Below are 15,314 nucleotides of genomic sequence, written 5' to 3' on the forward strand. Positions count from 1 at the left end.
ACACTATTTATCCTGCTTACTTCAGCTCTTGCTGGCAGTCATTTATTAACTTCATTATTTCAAAAGGGGATAAGTTCATCAGATCTGCCTCTTGAATCTTCTTAAGAACATCCATTTCTTTTGTATGAAGTTTATTTCTGTCATTTTTCTTTTCCGCAGTTTTTTGATTCTTATTATCTATCAGTTCTTCTCCAAATAATGAAAGCTGTGTGACGGGCTCCTTCACTTTTGATTTATCTGTTTCATTCCCTATTTCCACTTCTGTTGAAATGGAAGCTTTTTGGTTTTGCCCTTCAAGTACTTTTAATAATTGTTCAGCTCGGCTCGTCACTTCTTTTGGAAGCTCTGCTAATTGTGCCACATAAATTCCGTAACTTCGATCAGCTTGTCCATCTACTACTTTATGCAAGAAAACGACCTTGCCATCTTCTTCAACTGCTGATACATGGACATTTTGAACATGCTCTAACTCATCACTGAGGGCTGTCAATTCATGATAATGAGTTGAAAACAATGTCTTTGCTCCAATCTCATTATGAATATATTCTATGATGGCTTGTGCAAGGGCCATTCCATCATACGTCGATGTGCCTCGCCCAATCTCATCTAATAATATTAAACTGCATTCCGTTGCTTTACTTAGAGCGTATTGTGTCTCAAGCATTTCAACCATAAATGTACTTTGTCCGCTTGCTAAATCATCAGCGGCTCCAATTCTTGTGAAAATTTGATCAAAAATGGGAAGCTCTGCTTTTTCTGCAGGAACAAAACATCCGATCTGAGCCATGATGGACAGGAGGGCGAGCTGGCGCATATACGTACTCTTACCAGCCATATTAGGTCCGGTAATTAAGAGCATTTCACGCCCTGGGTGCAGGGCTACATCATTTGGAACATATTCTCCTTTTTGAATAACTGATTCTACAACTGGATGACGCCCTCCTTCAATCAGCACATCACCTACTGGACGTAATACCGGTTTTTGATAATGTTGTTTCTCACTGACCGTTGCAAAACCTAAAAGCACATCAATTTCACTAATTGTTTGTGCGAGTGCCTGCAAGTGAGGGACATAGTCTTTTACCTGTTCTCGAATCATGACAAATAAATCATATTCCAGCTGTTCCATCTTTTCTTCTGCTTCAAGAATTAATGCTTCTTTTTCTTTCAGTTCTGGTGTGACAAAGCGTTCAGCATTAGTCAGTGTTTGTTTTCGCTCATACCTGCCTTCTTCAAGCAGATGTCTGTTTGCTCTGGTCACTTCTAAATAATATCCGAACACTTTATTGAATCCGACTTTTAATGATTTAATGCCTGTCTCAAGTCTTTCTTTCCGTTCGAGTTCAGCAATCCATTTCTTTCCGTTCACACTTGCATCCCGGTACGTATCAAGCTCTTGATTAAACCCTTCTAAGATCATCCCCCCGTCCTTAATTGAAATCGGAGGGTCTTCCACGATGCTTCGCTCGAGCAATTCAATCACTTGTTCAAACGGCGCTTCGTTAGTAAACCAGCGATCTTTAAAAGAATCATCTAAACTCGTCACTTTCTCTTCTATCAAAGGAATCTTTTGTAACGACTTTTTCAACTGAACTAACTCTCTTGCATTCACATTTCCATAAGCAATTCGCCCTGCTAAGCGTTCAAGGTCATATACTTGTCTTAGCTCATCACGAATCTCTTCACGCAAGAAGTAATCATTCATAAAGGCAGTCACTGCTTTTTGACGCCCGCTTATTTTTGCCTCATCAAGTAAAGGTCTTTCAATCCAGCGTTTTAATAAACGTCCGCCCATTGCAGTGACCGTATGATCTACAATGCTCAAAAGCGAACCTTTCTTCTTTTTCTCGCGCAGCGTCTCAACAAGCTCTAAATTACGCTTCGTATGCAAATCAAGCTTCATATATTCTTCTGCATGATACCACTCTACTTTTTGAAGATGGTCAAGTGATCGTTTCTGAGTGCGGCTTAAGTAATTTAATAATCTTCCATACGTAGTGACAAGCTTAGATTGCGAGAGGTCTTCAACTAAATGCTTATATCTCTCATCCAGCGCTGCTTCTTCCTCATAAGAAACCGTAACACCTAAGAGGCGCTCTAATTCTGTTAGCTGTTCACGTTCTACATTCGGGCTCACAACGATTTCTTTTGCACCAGTTGCACTTAACTCTTGCAGCAGTTCAGTTTGTCCTCCTTGAATCATTGTCACCGCGCCTTCACCAGTTGTCAGATCACAACGTGCGATTCCAATTGATTCATCTTCAAATATACTGAAACTTGCCAAGTAATTATTCTCTTTCTCTCGAATCATTTTTCCGTCCATGACTGTTCCTGGTGTAAGCATCTTGACGACTTCTCTTTTCACTACACCTTTTGCGGTCTTTGGATCCTCCACTTGTTCACAAATAGCTATTTTATAGCCTTTTTCAACCAGCCTAGACATATATTGATCAGCAGAATGATAAGGGACACCGCACATCGGAATTCTGTCCTCTCCTTGCCCTCTGCCTGTTAATGTGATCTCTAATTCTTGTGCTGCTTTTACAGCATCATCAAAAAACATTTCATAAAAATCGCCTAAACGAAAAAATAAAAAGGCATCCTCATATTGTGCCTTAATGTCTACATATTGCTGCATCATTGGGGTTAGTTGTGCCATTATTCTCCTCCACCGTTCCTAAAAACATTCATCTTATTATAACACAGGGCCCTGCTCATCGCATTAGATCACAACACCCCTCTAGACTATCCATTTGAGCACATAAAAAAGTCAGAAAGATAAGCTCCTTCTGACTCTAGGTATTAATTATCCATTTCTTTATGCAGGAAATTCGGGTCAAGCTTCTCATATTCTTCATCGCTAATATCATCAAACTCGTCATCTTCCACATCAAACTCTTCGATTATCCCATCAGGATTTACAGCCACCGCCATCTTTGTTTCACCGATACAGTCTACAACAAATTCTCTTTCTACCTCAACATTTACATGTTCCCCGTTTTCTGAGATCGATGCCTCAAGAGTATTTGGCTGCTGCAAGGCCCGTGCAAATACTTCCATATCATCTGATAACACGTTTTGATCCTGCATCGATAGCGGGATCACATCGGTATAATTCACCGTTTGAGTCGCCACTTCCGTTTTAGTGTTGTCGTTGTAGGAAAACCATAAATTCACATCATAGCTTCCATCTACTTCTACATTGCTTCCTTTTTTCTGCGCACCGTATTTGTGGTTAATAATCCAGCAACCTAAAATACTTGACGGTTTGTGTGCAGGTTTTATTTTATGTGTAGCCTCAGAGAATTTTCGCCCCTTCCCACAAACCGCCTTTGTGATAATTTCCCGATACATTCCGTCATTTCTTGTTTGTGCCATGTAATTGAACCTCCTATTCTCTTATCCGTCCCATGGTGGTCGTGTCGGCTACTGCCTACTTACTCCCCCATTTTCTTTCATGCCCATTGTATGCGGGCTAATTAATGAATGTGCGAAAAGAATATCATACCTGTTACTCTTTCCTTATCACGTTATGAGGCAAGATTAGGTTTTAGTACAGGAAATCAACTTACGTAAACAAAAAAATAACCTTACATTCCTCTAGGGAACATAAGGTTACGATCTGTTATTGGCATCCGCCATCAAAATAAGGACTTTTTGTTGTCGTTCCTTTTAAAAGGTCTCCGCCCATTGATGTAATAATTTCATCAGTCACTGTTTTAGAGATTGTTTTTGACACCATTTGAAGCAGTTCATTTACTTCAATTTGGCTTTGCTTAAATTCTTGAACAAGAGGAATCTCATCGATTTCCTGGTGAAGCGCATCAATTTTTTGGTCAACGTCTTTTAACGCTTCTGTTTTATTATAATGCTGTAGATTCACAGCTTCCTTTTGAAGCTTTTTGATCTCAGCAATCAGCTCTTGTACTCTCAGGTGTTCATTAATTTTTTTCTCTGCTTGTTTAAAGAAATCTACTTCTTCTGTTTCAGCCATCATTTTCGCAAGTTCTTTTGCTTTCATTCGAATATCTTCTCTTGTATATGTTGCATTCATTATACATGCACCTCCGCATTTTCAACCAATTCTCCAGTTAATGACCATGTTTTTGCTTCATTTACTTTTACATACACAATCTCGCCTATAATTGACTTCGGACCCTTAAAGTTAACAAGACGATTTGTACGTGTACGGCCTGCTAATACATCAGGATCTTTCTTGCTTTCACCTTCAACGAGTACTTCTACGACTTGGTCTTGATAATCAAGGTTTTTCTTAGCTGAAATTTCGTTGACTAAGGCATTTAATCTTGCAAGACGTTCTTTTTTCACTTCCATAGGAACATTATCCTTCATCTTAGCAGCAGGCGTTCCCTCACGAGGTGAATAAATATAAGTGAAAGCACTATCAAACTCAATTTCGCGTACAAGTGATAATGTGTCTTCAAACTGCTCTTCTGTCTCATTTGGGAAACCGACGATTAGATCTGTTGTAAAGGATGCATTAGGAATAGCCATTTTAATTTTATGAGCAAGCTCTACGTACTGTTCTCTTGTATATTTTCGTGCCATAAGCTTTAATATATCAGAATTTCCGTGCTGAACAGGCAAGTGGATATGTTCTACAAGATTGCCCCCTTTGGATAAAACCGAGATCAAATGGTCATCAAAATCCCTTGGATGACTCGTTGTAAAGCGTACACGTGGAATATCAATTTTATGAATATCATCCATTAAATGTCCCAGGCGGTAATCACGGTCTTTAAGATCTTTTCCGTACGCATTAACATTTTGACCTAGCAGGGTAATTTCTTTGTAGCCTTGGCGAGCGAGATCACGAACCTCATCAATAATATCCTCAGGCAGACGACTGCGCTCTTTACCGCGGGTATAAGGTACGATACAGTACGTACAAAACTTGTCACAGCCATACATAATGTTGACCCATGCTTGAGTTTTACCTTCACGCTTACGGGGCATATTCTCTACAATGTCCCCTTCTTTTGACCAAACTTCAATCACCATTTCTTTTCCATAAATAGCGTTTTGAAGAAGGCTTGGCAAGCGGTGAATATTATGTGTACCAAAAATAATATCAATATGCTGATGCTTTTGCATAATGCGGTTTACGACATTTTCTTCTTGAGACATACAGCCGCATACCCCTAAAATAACTTCCGGTCTTTCTTTCTTTAAAGACTTTAGGTGCCCGATTTCACCAAACACTTTATTTTCCGCATTTTCACGAATGGCACACGTATTAAGTAAAATGACATCTGCATCTTTTGTGTCATCGGTTTCAGTAAAGCCCATTTCCGTTAGAAGGCCGGCCATGTTCTCTGAATCATGCGTATTCATTTGACAGCCATACGTACGGATGTGAAATGTCTTCCCACTGCCTATTCCTTGCATGGATTCAGGAATTAAATCATCTGGTCTAAGGACTTGTACATCTTCCTTCCCTCGACGCTTCCCTTGCTTATAATCAGGCTGATCAGTGATTTGGATATCACGGCCTTGAATACGAATAATTTTTTTATTTTCTTCTTCTGAAATAATTTTTGCATTAGAGAAATCGAAATACTTACTGTAATCTTTTTTTGCACCGTCTGAGGATTTTACGTCCTGTTCGGATTGACTTTCTGTATTTCCTAAGCGTCCTAAACGCTGATCTTCATTCATCGTTCTATCTCCTTCCACCTGAATCGATCAGAAACGTTCCAATTGCAATCGTTTAATCATATTATCCTAATACATAGTTCAATTGTATATTATAAAGATGTTTCTTGTGAAAAACAATGAAACTTGTATGACATCAATGCCTTCTCTGTATAGAAAAGAGTCTGGCATATGCCAGACTCTTTATTCTTACATAAATTCAGCCATCATTTTATTGAATTTCTCTTCATCTAAAGCGAGGTCCTGAGCAGCTAATGGCTGGTCTGAATAGCCATCTAGAAGCTCTTGGTATGAAGGCTGTTGACTATTTTGATAGATTAACCCTGTTACTAATCCATTATGCTGCATCAGCGTCTGCATTGCAGTCATACGGTTAGATGCATCATACTCTTCCACATCGCTTAACTTCGTGATATTTTGTTTAAACCAATCATACGTATTCACCTTGTTAAATGTCACACATGGACTGAAAACGTTAATTAAAGAGAAGCCCTTATGGTTGATTCCTTGCTCAATTAATGACGTTAGTTCTTTAAGATCACTTGAGAAGCTTTGCGCCACAAACGTAGCACCTGCTGTAAGAGCCATTTCCATAACATTAAGAGCTGATTCAACAGAACCGTTTGGTGTACTCTTTGTTTTAAATCCGACATCACTACGAGGAGACGTCTGGCCTTTTGTTAGACCGTAAATTTGGTTATCCATGACGATATAGGTCACGTCAATATTACGGCGGATTGCATGGATCGTGTGTCCCATCCCAATTGCGAATCCATCTCCGTCACCGCCGGATGCAATAACCGTTAAGTCCTTATTAGCCATCTTTACTCCTTGAGCAATCGGCAAGGCACGGCCATGGACCCCATGAAGACCATATGCATTAATATAGCCTGAAATACGTCCTGAACATCCGATCCCTGATACTACAGCAAGGTTATCTGGCTCTAAGCCGACATTTGCTGCCGCCCGTTGAATCGCTGCTTGAACAGAAAAGTCTCCACAACCTGGGCACCAGTTTGGCTTTATTTTGTTACGAAACTCTTTAAATGTCGCCATCTTAGACCAACTCCTTGCATGATTGATGTAATTCATTCGGCAAGAATGGATTTCCATCATATTTTAATAGATTTTGAATTTTGTCCGTTCCGATATTCATCTTAATAATCGTAGCAAGCTGAGCTGTCGCATTATTCTCTACTACAACGACTTTTTTAGCGCGATCAATCAAAGGCTTTAGTTCATCTGCTGGGAACGGGTGCAAGAGACGCACTTGAGCATGGTTTACTTTTACTCCGTCAGCTTCAAGACGCGGCATTGCTTCTTGAATCGTTCCGCGGGTTGAGTTAACACCGATTACTAACAAATCTGCCTCGTCATGCTTGGCATCTACAAATAATGGATCTTTAAACTGTTTTGGCAGATTATTCACTTTGCGCATACGTTTATCCATTTGCGCTTTACGATTTTCTGGACTTTCTGATGGTTTTCCTGTCTCATCATGTTCAACACCCGTTACATGATGCACCCCATTTTTCATCCCTGGAATCACACGTGGTGAGATGCCGTCTTCTGTTACTTCATAACGCTTAAAGTACGCACTATTTTCTCTCTCAGGAAGCTCTGCTGCAAGATCTAGTTTGCCGCGGCGGATCTCCACTCGATTAAAATCAAGAGGTTCAACCGTTTGTTTCCCAAGGGACAAAGCTAAATCAGTAACCAGGATTACTGGGCATTGATATTCTTCGGCTAAATTAAATGCTTCTACTGTATCATAGAAAGCTTCTTCTACCGAGCTTGGAGCGATAACAATTTTAGGAATATCTCCATGAGTGCTGTAGATCATCGCCATTAAATCAGACTGCTCTTGTTTCGTTGGAAGTCCTGTACTAGGGCCTCCACGCTGTGTATCCATAATCACAAGCGGGGTTTCAGTCATACCTGATAAGCCGATCGCTTCAGCCATTAAGGAAAGACCAGGACCTGCAGAGGCTGTAAATGAACGTACACCGGCATAGTTTGCACCGATCGCCATTGTACAAGCTGCGATCTCATCTTCAGTTTGAATCACCGTTCCGCCAAATTCAGGGAGCTTTTTGATCATATATTCCATAATTTCTGATGCTGGTGTAATCGGGTAAGCAGCCATAAATCGGCTTCCTGCAGCTACCGCACCCATACCAATAGCATCGTTACCAATCATAAACATGCGTTTTTTTCCATCAGCTTTTTCCAGTTGTAAGTTTGGCAGGTTTCCATCTGCTTCTTCTTTAAAATGAGCCGCTCCTGCATGAATTGCTTCCATGTTTTTATCAACAATGGATTGGCCTTTTTTCAAAAAGATTTCTTCTACAACTTCACGGTATTCATCTGGCTCTAATCCTAAAATTGCACTAGAAGCCCCAACAGCAACCATGTTCTTCATTAATGAAGTACCTAGGTCATTTGCAATTTCTGTAAAAGGAACAGCGAATAAACGAGCTACACTTCCTTCAGGCAGCACTGGGTTAAATTTAGCATCTGCAATAACGACGCCTTCCTCACGAAGCTCATGAATATTGACATCTATCGTTTCTTGGTCAAATGCTACAAGAATATCTAAGTCATCTGAAATTGAATTCAGCGGTGTCGTACTAACGCGGATTTTATTATTTGTGTGACCACCTTTTATACGTGATGAAAAGTGACGATATCCATATAAATAGTACCCTAAACGGTTAAGTGCTGTTGCAAAGATTTCACCGGTACTTTCAATACCTTCACCCTGCTGCCCTCCAACTTTCCAAGACAATTGGTTTCTCATCTGCCCCACTCCTTTGGCTGTAGCCATTTTTCTCTATGTTCTATCTAAGTAATAATAAAAACTGAGTAATATTAAAAACTGAATAATAATGAAAAGTATTAAATAGAATAAGTGTATCATCATTCCGAGTAATTTAATAGATTTACTAACAATTGATTAAATGAAACATTTACTTTCAAACGTCATAATGATAGTCCTTCTCAAAGAAAAAAGCAAGTTTTTTCACCTTTAATTGACACAGAGTTCCATCTATAGACGAAAGCTGGAGAGAAATGAAAAAAGCGCAAGCCTAAGCGGCCTGCACTTTTTTAAAAATGATCATTGTCAGTCATTTACAAATGACTATCTCGGTTCAATAATAAGCTTAATGGCTGTCCGTTCTTCTCCATCAATTTGAATATCCGTAAAAGCTGGAATGCATACTAAATCAATGCCGCTTGGTGCAACAAACCCTCTAGCAATCGCAATAGCTTTAATCGATTGGTTGAGAGCTCCTGCTCCAATTGCTTGAATTTCTGCAGACCCTTTTTCACGGATAACACCGGCTAGAGCGCCAGCTACAGAATTTGGTGTAGATTTTGCTGAAACTTTTAATACTTCCATTTCTTGTACCTCCTCATACGTGTCTCAATTAGGTTATCTAGCCTTAGACGATGATGAACAGTTAGTTACTTAAATCACAGCACCTAGCCTTGTACAAGATGATGCTCTACTTCATACGTATTTCTACAACCCTACACTTATTCCTGTCTTTTTTACAAATGAAGCGAAGAAAGGAGCCATCATCTATTATTGATAAAATGGGTGATCCTCATTTATGAGTATTCGCTCGATAGATGTTGCGAGACCAGTTTTTGGATCTGCATCAATCACCACTCCACTTAATTGTTCCCTTCCTTCAGCAACTTCAAACCTAACAGGCATAGACGTTAAAAATTTATAAAGAACAGCTTCCTTATCTACGCCGAGTACGCCATCATAAGGCCCTGTCATCCCTACATCACACATGAAGGCCGTTCCTTTTGGCAACACTCGATTATCTGCAGTTTGGACATGTGTATGGGTCCCTACAACAGCAGTTACTCTACCATCTAAATACCAGCCCATTGCCTGCTTTTCACTCGTTGCTTCTGCATGAAAATCCACAAAAATGAATGGCGTTCGTTTGGACACTTCTTCAATGATCTCATCAGCTTTTTTAAATGGACAATCCGTTGGCTGCATAAATGTTCTGCCCATAAGATTTACAACTGCGACTTCTAATTGATTAATCTTAACCATCGTATAACCTGCACCAGGTGTGCCTGCCGGAAAATTCGCAGGACGTACAAGTGTCTTCGCATGATCGATAAATTCAAAAATTCCTTTATTATCCCAAGCATGATTACCGAGTGTAACGGCTTGGGCACCTGCTGATAGAAATCCTTTGTAAATCTTTTCTGTAATTCCTCGACCGGATGCCGCATTTTCCCCGTTAATAATTGTAACAGCCGGCTTGTAATGCTGTTTTAATTTCGGTACATATTCATCAATCATTTTACGGCCTGGTGCACCGTATACATCACCTATAAATAAAATTCTCATAATAACCCCTTTATGCATCTTCATTATGCTTTAATCATTGTAATCAAATCTTAGAAATCGAATCTTAGTTATCAAAACATTAAATTCAAATCATTGTATGTAAATCATAGCATGCTTTCAAAGTCGTTGCATCTTCAGACAAAAAGAAATAAAGTGGCAAAATGCCACTTTATTTAGCATACTCAACTGCCCTGGTCTCACGTATAACGGTAACGCGAATATGTCCTGGATAGTCAAGTTCATCTTCAATTTTCTTAGTGATATCTCGAGCAAGTTTATGAGCTCTCGTATCATCAACCACATCCGGTCTTACCATAATACGCACTTCACGACCAGCTTGGATCGCATACGTCTTTTCTACCCCTTCAAATGACTCTGATATTTCTTCTAGTTTCTCTAAACGACGAATGTACGTCTCAAGTGTTTCACGACGTGCACCTGGTCTTGCTGCAGATAGGGCATCTGCCGCTGCTACAAGTGTCGCTATGATAGAAGTTGCTTCAGTATCACCGTGATGGGAAGCAATGGAATTAATGACAACCGGGTGTTCTTTGTATTTCGTAGCCAGCTCAACACCAATTTCAACATGGCTTCCTTCTACTTCATGGTCAATTGCTTTACCGATATCATGAAGTAAGCCGGCACGCTTAGCTAATTTCACATCTTCACCTAATTCAGCAGCCATCAGACCTGTTAAATGTGCAACCTCCATAGAGTGCTTAAGCACATTTTGTCCGTAACTAGTTCTGAATTTTAATCTACCTAAGATCTTAATGAGATCTGGATGCAAGCCATGAATACCCATTTCAAAGGTTGTCTGCTCTCCGTATTCACGAATTGCTTCATCAACTTCACGTCTTGATTTATCAACCATCTCTTCAATTCTAGCAGGATGAATTCTTCCATCTTGTACAAGTTTCTCAAGCGCTGTACGAGCGATCTCACGACGAATAGGATCAAATCCTGATAAAATAACTGCTTCAGGAGTATCATCAATAATAAGGTCTATCCCAGTTAATGTTTCTAATGCACGGATATTACGGCCTTCACGACCAATAATACGACCCTTCATTTCATCGTTCGGTAAGTTGACAACTGATACAGTTGTTTCTGCAACATGGTCAGCAGAACAACGCTGGATTGCAAGTGATAATACTTCTCTTGCTTTCTTATCTGCTTCTTCTTTTGCTTGTGCCATTCGCTCCTTGATAATAAGTGCCGTTTCATGAGCAAGCTCTTGCTCAACTTCGGTACGAATTGCCTCACGAGCTTCTTCCCGAGAAAATCCAGAGATGCGCTCAAGCTCTGCTTGATGCTTGTTCAAGATTTCCTCCACTTTGCTATCCATCTCTTCAACTTGTCGTTGTTTTTTGGTGAGAGACTCCTCCCTCTTGTCCAAAGACTCCTCTTTCTTATCTAAGGTTTCACTTTTACGGTCAAGAATCTCTTCTTTTTGAACCAAACGATTCTCTTGTTTTTGAATCTCATTTCTCCGTTCACGAATGTCCTGTTCAGCTTCAATGCGAATCTTGTGAGCCTCATCCTTCACTTCCAGAATGGCCTCTTTCTTACTCGCTTCAGCTTCACGTCTAGCATCTTCAACAATTTGTTTTGCTGCATGTTCCGCGCTGGAAATTTTCGCTTCTGCAATGGATCGTCTAACAAGATATCCAACAACTGCACTTACTGCAGAGACAACAAGCAAAATGGAGATGAACATAACCATACTTTCCATATTCTTTCACCTCCCCTTGCTATCTAATTGTTGGTTCCAATTGTGTCATACTTTCATTAATTAAAAGATGCATACGATAGTATACAGTGGTTGCGGAATAAATAATATGACAAAAAAAAATACACCGCATTCTCCCTAATTGTAAGCCTCGATACTTGTGATGTCAAGTGTTGTCAATCCTGATGACTTCACTGATTCCATCCTGTATTGATACTTGATAAGCCAAGTCCCCAGACTCTGCTAAATGCTGATTATGGGTGATCATAATGATTTGTCTGCCAAACATCGTACTCAAAGATTTTAAAAATTCATATAAATAATATACATATTCCCCCGACACATGTTTCCCTGGCTCATCTAAAAGCAGCGGTCCTTCAACTTTTGGCTGAATTGTTTCCATAAGTGCTACGCGTAGAGCTAACGTAACAATATCAACAACCCCGCCTCCCCTTGCATCTTGAGGTTTCGTTTTCACCTTAATCCCTTCATAATCTGAAACAACATAAAATTCAGCTACTGCTTTATTTCCTTGCTCTTCTATTTCTATTTGAAAAGAAAATAGAGGTCCAAATACATACTGAAGAGCATTTGTCACTAACGTCTCTATTTGCTGTTTGGCTTGTTCTCTAGCATACTCCGCAGATTGCTGAAGTAAAAGTCTAGCTTTCTCATACGTTTCAATAGTTTCTTTATACTCTAATACAGACTGTTCTTTCTTCTTCATCTGCTCTATAAGTAAACGCCTCTTTGCATCTTGACGTGTCCATTCATCATGGGCCTTTTTCAGTGAGAGCTCTATTTGGTTCATTCTCTCCTTCCTAAGGTCTCCTTGATTATTCATTATTAATTAGCTCCCGAGGAATAAGTGCCCATGTATCATTTAACGATTGTTCAATCTCACGTTCCAATCGATTAATTTCGTCATCTAATGAGTCCGGGGAGACACCTAAGTCTTCTAATTCATTTAAGAGACGAGTTCGTTGATTTTCTAGCTCCTCTAATTTAGCTTCTGCTCTGTATCTCATATCCCTTGCTTTATCAATCGCTTTTCTCATCGTAGTTAAATCTTGTTCAACATGTTTCATAATAGCCCTCCTAATTATTGATTTTTGATCCCTTGCTCTAAACTGCTCCCGCAAGTCGGGCATGTTCCAATATGCATTAATTGTTCCTCAAATTCTCGTTCTAACCTTTGCATCTCTTCTGTTTTTTGATTCATAAAACGATTTCCTTCGATGATTCTAGTGTTCACCTCATGCATTTGTTCCTTTAATTGCTTAAGCCTTTGATAATTCATCAGCTTATGCTCTAATTTTTCTCTGAGCCCCTCTGCTTCCTTCGTGTGCTGGACTTTTCTATACATATCGTTCGTGGTTTCTATTGCTTTCTCAATTTGTTTATACAGTACATGGAGTTGTCTTAATTGCTCAACTCTAGCTCTTTTCTTTTCAATGACAGCAAGAATTGACCAATCTTTTTCCTGGATAAAATCAGTTTGCGCCAGCTGGCGGTTAATCTGATTTTTTTGTTCAATCATTTGACCGTAACGTTGCTTTAGTTTTATTAGCTCTTGTTTTTGGCTTACCTTATCTTGTATATGCTCCCAAGCTCCTTGAGCATCCGAAATATGCTTCGTTTTATCAATCCATTCTCTGCACTTATTAATCGACTGCCCTACCAGTTCAATCTCAGCACGTTTATGATCGAGTGACTTGGCGTAGGCATGGGTTTGTTTTATATGATTCCAGGCTTCCTCCCATAAGTGAACCTGTTCTACTAATTGAAACTGTGTAACAGTCTCCTCCTTTTCTTTTGAAAGCTTTTGAAGAGCAGACTTAAGTTCATAGAGATTATCAAGCTTTCGTTCGGCTTGTTTCAGCTTATCTAACTTTTCTCCTGCTTGATCAAGCTTTGTCCGTTGCTTATCAAGAGTTTGATATGGTTCTAGTTCTACTGTAAGGTGCTCTAGTTCTGTTTCTTCCATTTTCACCCGCTGATTAAGGCCCGAAAGATCTTTTGACGTATCTCTGATAGCCATATCAAGAAAATGCGCCCCACTAATTCTTCCAATCGTTTTTGCACGCAGAGAAGATGTCTGCTCTAATAAAAAAGGACCATCTAATTGTTGAGAAAGGTGGATGATTAAATCATGATCTCTATCTACTCTTAGCGGCTCCATGCCATGTGCATCAAGCACCTCTTGTGGAACATGTATACCAAAGCCCTCTAGTACAAGATCTTCTTTATTTGGTTCTTTAATTATGTATCGATTTTTTGAGCTTGTCCTCTCTCTCACAATCGTTACCCCATGAGTAAAGGTAAGCGTCACCCTTGCAAAATCAGCCCCAACTCTCATAAAATCCGTTCCTCTTGGCTGATTAAACAATACCCACCTTACCCCTCGTATTATAGCCGTTTTCCCACTATCAGACTGTCCAACTAATACATTTAATCCTGCAGAAAATTCAATGGTTGTATCTAAATGAGATTGAAAGTTTTCTAATCGAAGCGAAGCGATATTATTCATCGTCTCCCCCCTTCCAGGTCTCCTCTATGATCGTAATCCTTCGTAAAGCTTCTTGACGAACTTTTTCTTCAACATTTGATAAAGCAGCAATTTCAGCTATAATATCTCCCATTTTTAGCGACTTAAACTCTGATTGTTCTTTTACTTGCTGTACAAACTCATGTAATTTTTCTTCTTGGTGCACAGCTTTTTCTAAGTAGGTGCGATCAAGGACGTCGTCCCCTTTTTCAGCCGTTTGTAATGGATGCAGCGTAAGGTTGATTGCGCCAGTTGAATCAATCGTACCTAGAACATATTGGGGAATTCTGCTAATTTCGGTCCAGTGGTTATTTACCCTTGCCATCGCACCAGGATTACATATATATTTACCATCACGTTCTTTAAGCCCAAAGCCTCCATGAAAATGGCCTGTTAATACGATATCAGCACTCGTTCCCCATATATGATCAATTAATGTGTGGGGAATTCCATCTGGCAATGCTTTTTCTACTAACATACTGTGTACTAAGTGAATCATGACGTCTGCCTCGTGCTCATTATTAGGATAATAATCAAGCTTAGGATCACGTTGGTCAAGATCATAATGATATGGTTGACCGGAGATTTGCACCTTCACACCGTTCTTTTCTATTAATACAGGCGCGTCAGGCTGGATGACAGTCATTAATCCAAAGGAATCTAAGAGCCCAAGCATTGTTCGTGAGATTGTTTCTGGGTTATGTCCATATGTATCATGATTCCCCGCAATTGCAAAGATAGGCATTTCGGCTTCTTTAAATAGACGAGCAAACTGACCAACTACATTGGGAGAAAGATCTGGACGGTCAAATACATCTCCTCCATGCAGGAGGACATCTACCTTCTCACGGTTAGCGATCGTTATCACTTCTTTAATTTTAGCGGTCATCGTTTCTACAAATGAATCTTTTCTATTTTTAGGAGTCGTCCCTCTAATATGGGTATCCGTTATATATAAAAATTTCATCGCACAC

13 protein-coding genes are annotated in these 15,314 nt (G+C 39.7%); all 13 read right to left on the reverse strand.

The genetic code is table 11. From position 1 onward, the window contains the following. Positions 1-16: 16 nt before the first annotated feature. Entirely contained in the window at positions 17-2,659 is a 2,643-nt protein-coding gene (mutS, locus tag PQ478_RS13445) for a DNA mismatch repair protein MutS (protein WP_289234595.1), read from the reverse strand. A 143-nt stretch (positions 2,660-2,802) separates the two neighbouring features. After that, positions 2,803-3,378 (reverse strand): outer spore coat protein CotE, encoded by a 576-nt coding sequence (locus PQ478_RS13450; RefSeq protein WP_075682698.1) that lies wholly within the window; start codon positions 3,376-3,378, stop codon positions 2,803-2,805. A gap of 247 nt (positions 3,379-3,625) precedes the next feature. Beyond that, the gene (locus tag PQ478_RS13455; protein ID WP_075682697.1) at positions 3,626-4,054 is read right to left on the reverse strand and encodes a YlbF/YmcA family competence regulator; all 429 of its coding nucleotides are present in this window, start codon (positions 4,052-4,054) and stop codon (positions 3,626-3,628) included. Beyond that, a complete protein-coding gene (miaB, locus tag PQ478_RS13460; protein ID WP_289234596.1) occupies positions 4,054-5,679 on the reverse strand; it encodes a tRNA (N6-isopentenyl adenosine(37)-C2)-methylthiotransferase MiaB in 1,626 nt (541 codons plus the stop codon). The genes PQ478_RS13455 and miaB overlap by 1 nt, the downstream gene beginning before the upstream one ends. Before the next feature lie 186 nt (positions 5,680-5,865). Further along, positions 5,866-6,732: a 2-oxoacid:ferredoxin oxidoreductase subunit beta gene (locus PQ478_RS13465; protein WP_075682695.1), complete on the reverse strand. Its 867-nt coding sequence runs from the start codon at positions 6,730-6,732 to the stop codon at positions 5,866-5,868. A gap of 1 nt (position 6,733) precedes the next feature. Continuing rightward, on the reverse strand, positions 6,734-8,476 hold the full coding sequence (locus PQ478_RS13470) for a 2-oxoacid:acceptor oxidoreductase subunit alpha (RefSeq protein ID WP_289234597.1): 1,743 nt from the start codon (positions 8,474-8,476) through the stop codon (positions 6,734-6,736). Between the two features lie 342 nt (positions 8,477-8,818). Next, positions 8,819-9,079, reverse strand: a complete 261-nt coding sequence (locus tag PQ478_RS13475) for a stage V sporulation protein S (protein ID WP_012959310.1) — start codon at positions 9,077-9,079, stop codon at positions 8,819-8,821. 186 nt (positions 9,080-9,265) lie between these two features. Continuing rightward, positions 9,266-10,060 (reverse strand): TIGR00282 family metallophosphoesterase, encoded by a 795-nt coding sequence (locus tag PQ478_RS13480; RefSeq protein ID WP_012959311.1) that lies wholly within the window; start codon positions 10,058-10,060, stop codon positions 9,266-9,268. A 169-nt stretch (positions 10,061-10,229) separates the two neighbouring features. Then, positions 10,230-11,795 carry a ribonuclease Y gene (rny, locus tag PQ478_RS13485; RefSeq protein WP_012959312.1) on the reverse strand — a complete coding sequence of 522 codons (1,566 nt, stop codon included), beginning with the start codon at positions 11,793-11,795 and terminating at the stop codon, positions 10,230-10,232. A gap of 163 nt (positions 11,796-11,958) precedes the next feature. After that, positions 11,959-12,636, reverse strand: coding sequence for an ATP-binding protein (locus PQ478_RS13490; RefSeq protein ID WP_289234598.1), 678 nt, complete (start codon positions 12,634-12,636; stop codon positions 11,959-11,961). Then, positions 12,629-12,880, reverse strand: a complete 252-nt coding sequence (locus PQ478_RS13495; RefSeq protein ID WP_012959314.1) for a hypothetical protein — start codon at positions 12,878-12,880, stop codon at positions 12,629-12,631. Before PQ478_RS13495 ends, PQ478_RS13490 begins: the two co-directional genes overlap by 8 nt. A 14-nt stretch (positions 12,881-12,894) precedes the next feature. Further along, positions 12,895-14,322, reverse strand: coding sequence for an AAA family ATPase (locus tag PQ478_RS13500; RefSeq protein WP_289234599.1), 1,428 nt, complete (start codon positions 14,320-14,322; stop codon positions 12,895-12,897). Next, on the reverse strand, positions 14,315-15,307 hold the full coding sequence (locus PQ478_RS13505; protein WP_075682691.1) for a metallophosphoesterase family protein: 993 nt from the start codon (positions 15,305-15,307) through the stop codon (positions 14,315-14,317). Before PQ478_RS13505 ends, PQ478_RS13500 begins: the two co-directional genes overlap by 8 nt. Between the last annotated feature and the right edge of the window lie 7 nt (positions 15,308-15,314).

The organism is Alkalihalophilus pseudofirmus (assembly GCF_029094545.1).
Classification (GTDB): Bacteria; Bacillota; Bacilli; order Bacillales; family Bacillaceae_D; genus Alkalihalophilus; species Alkalihalophilus pseudofirmus.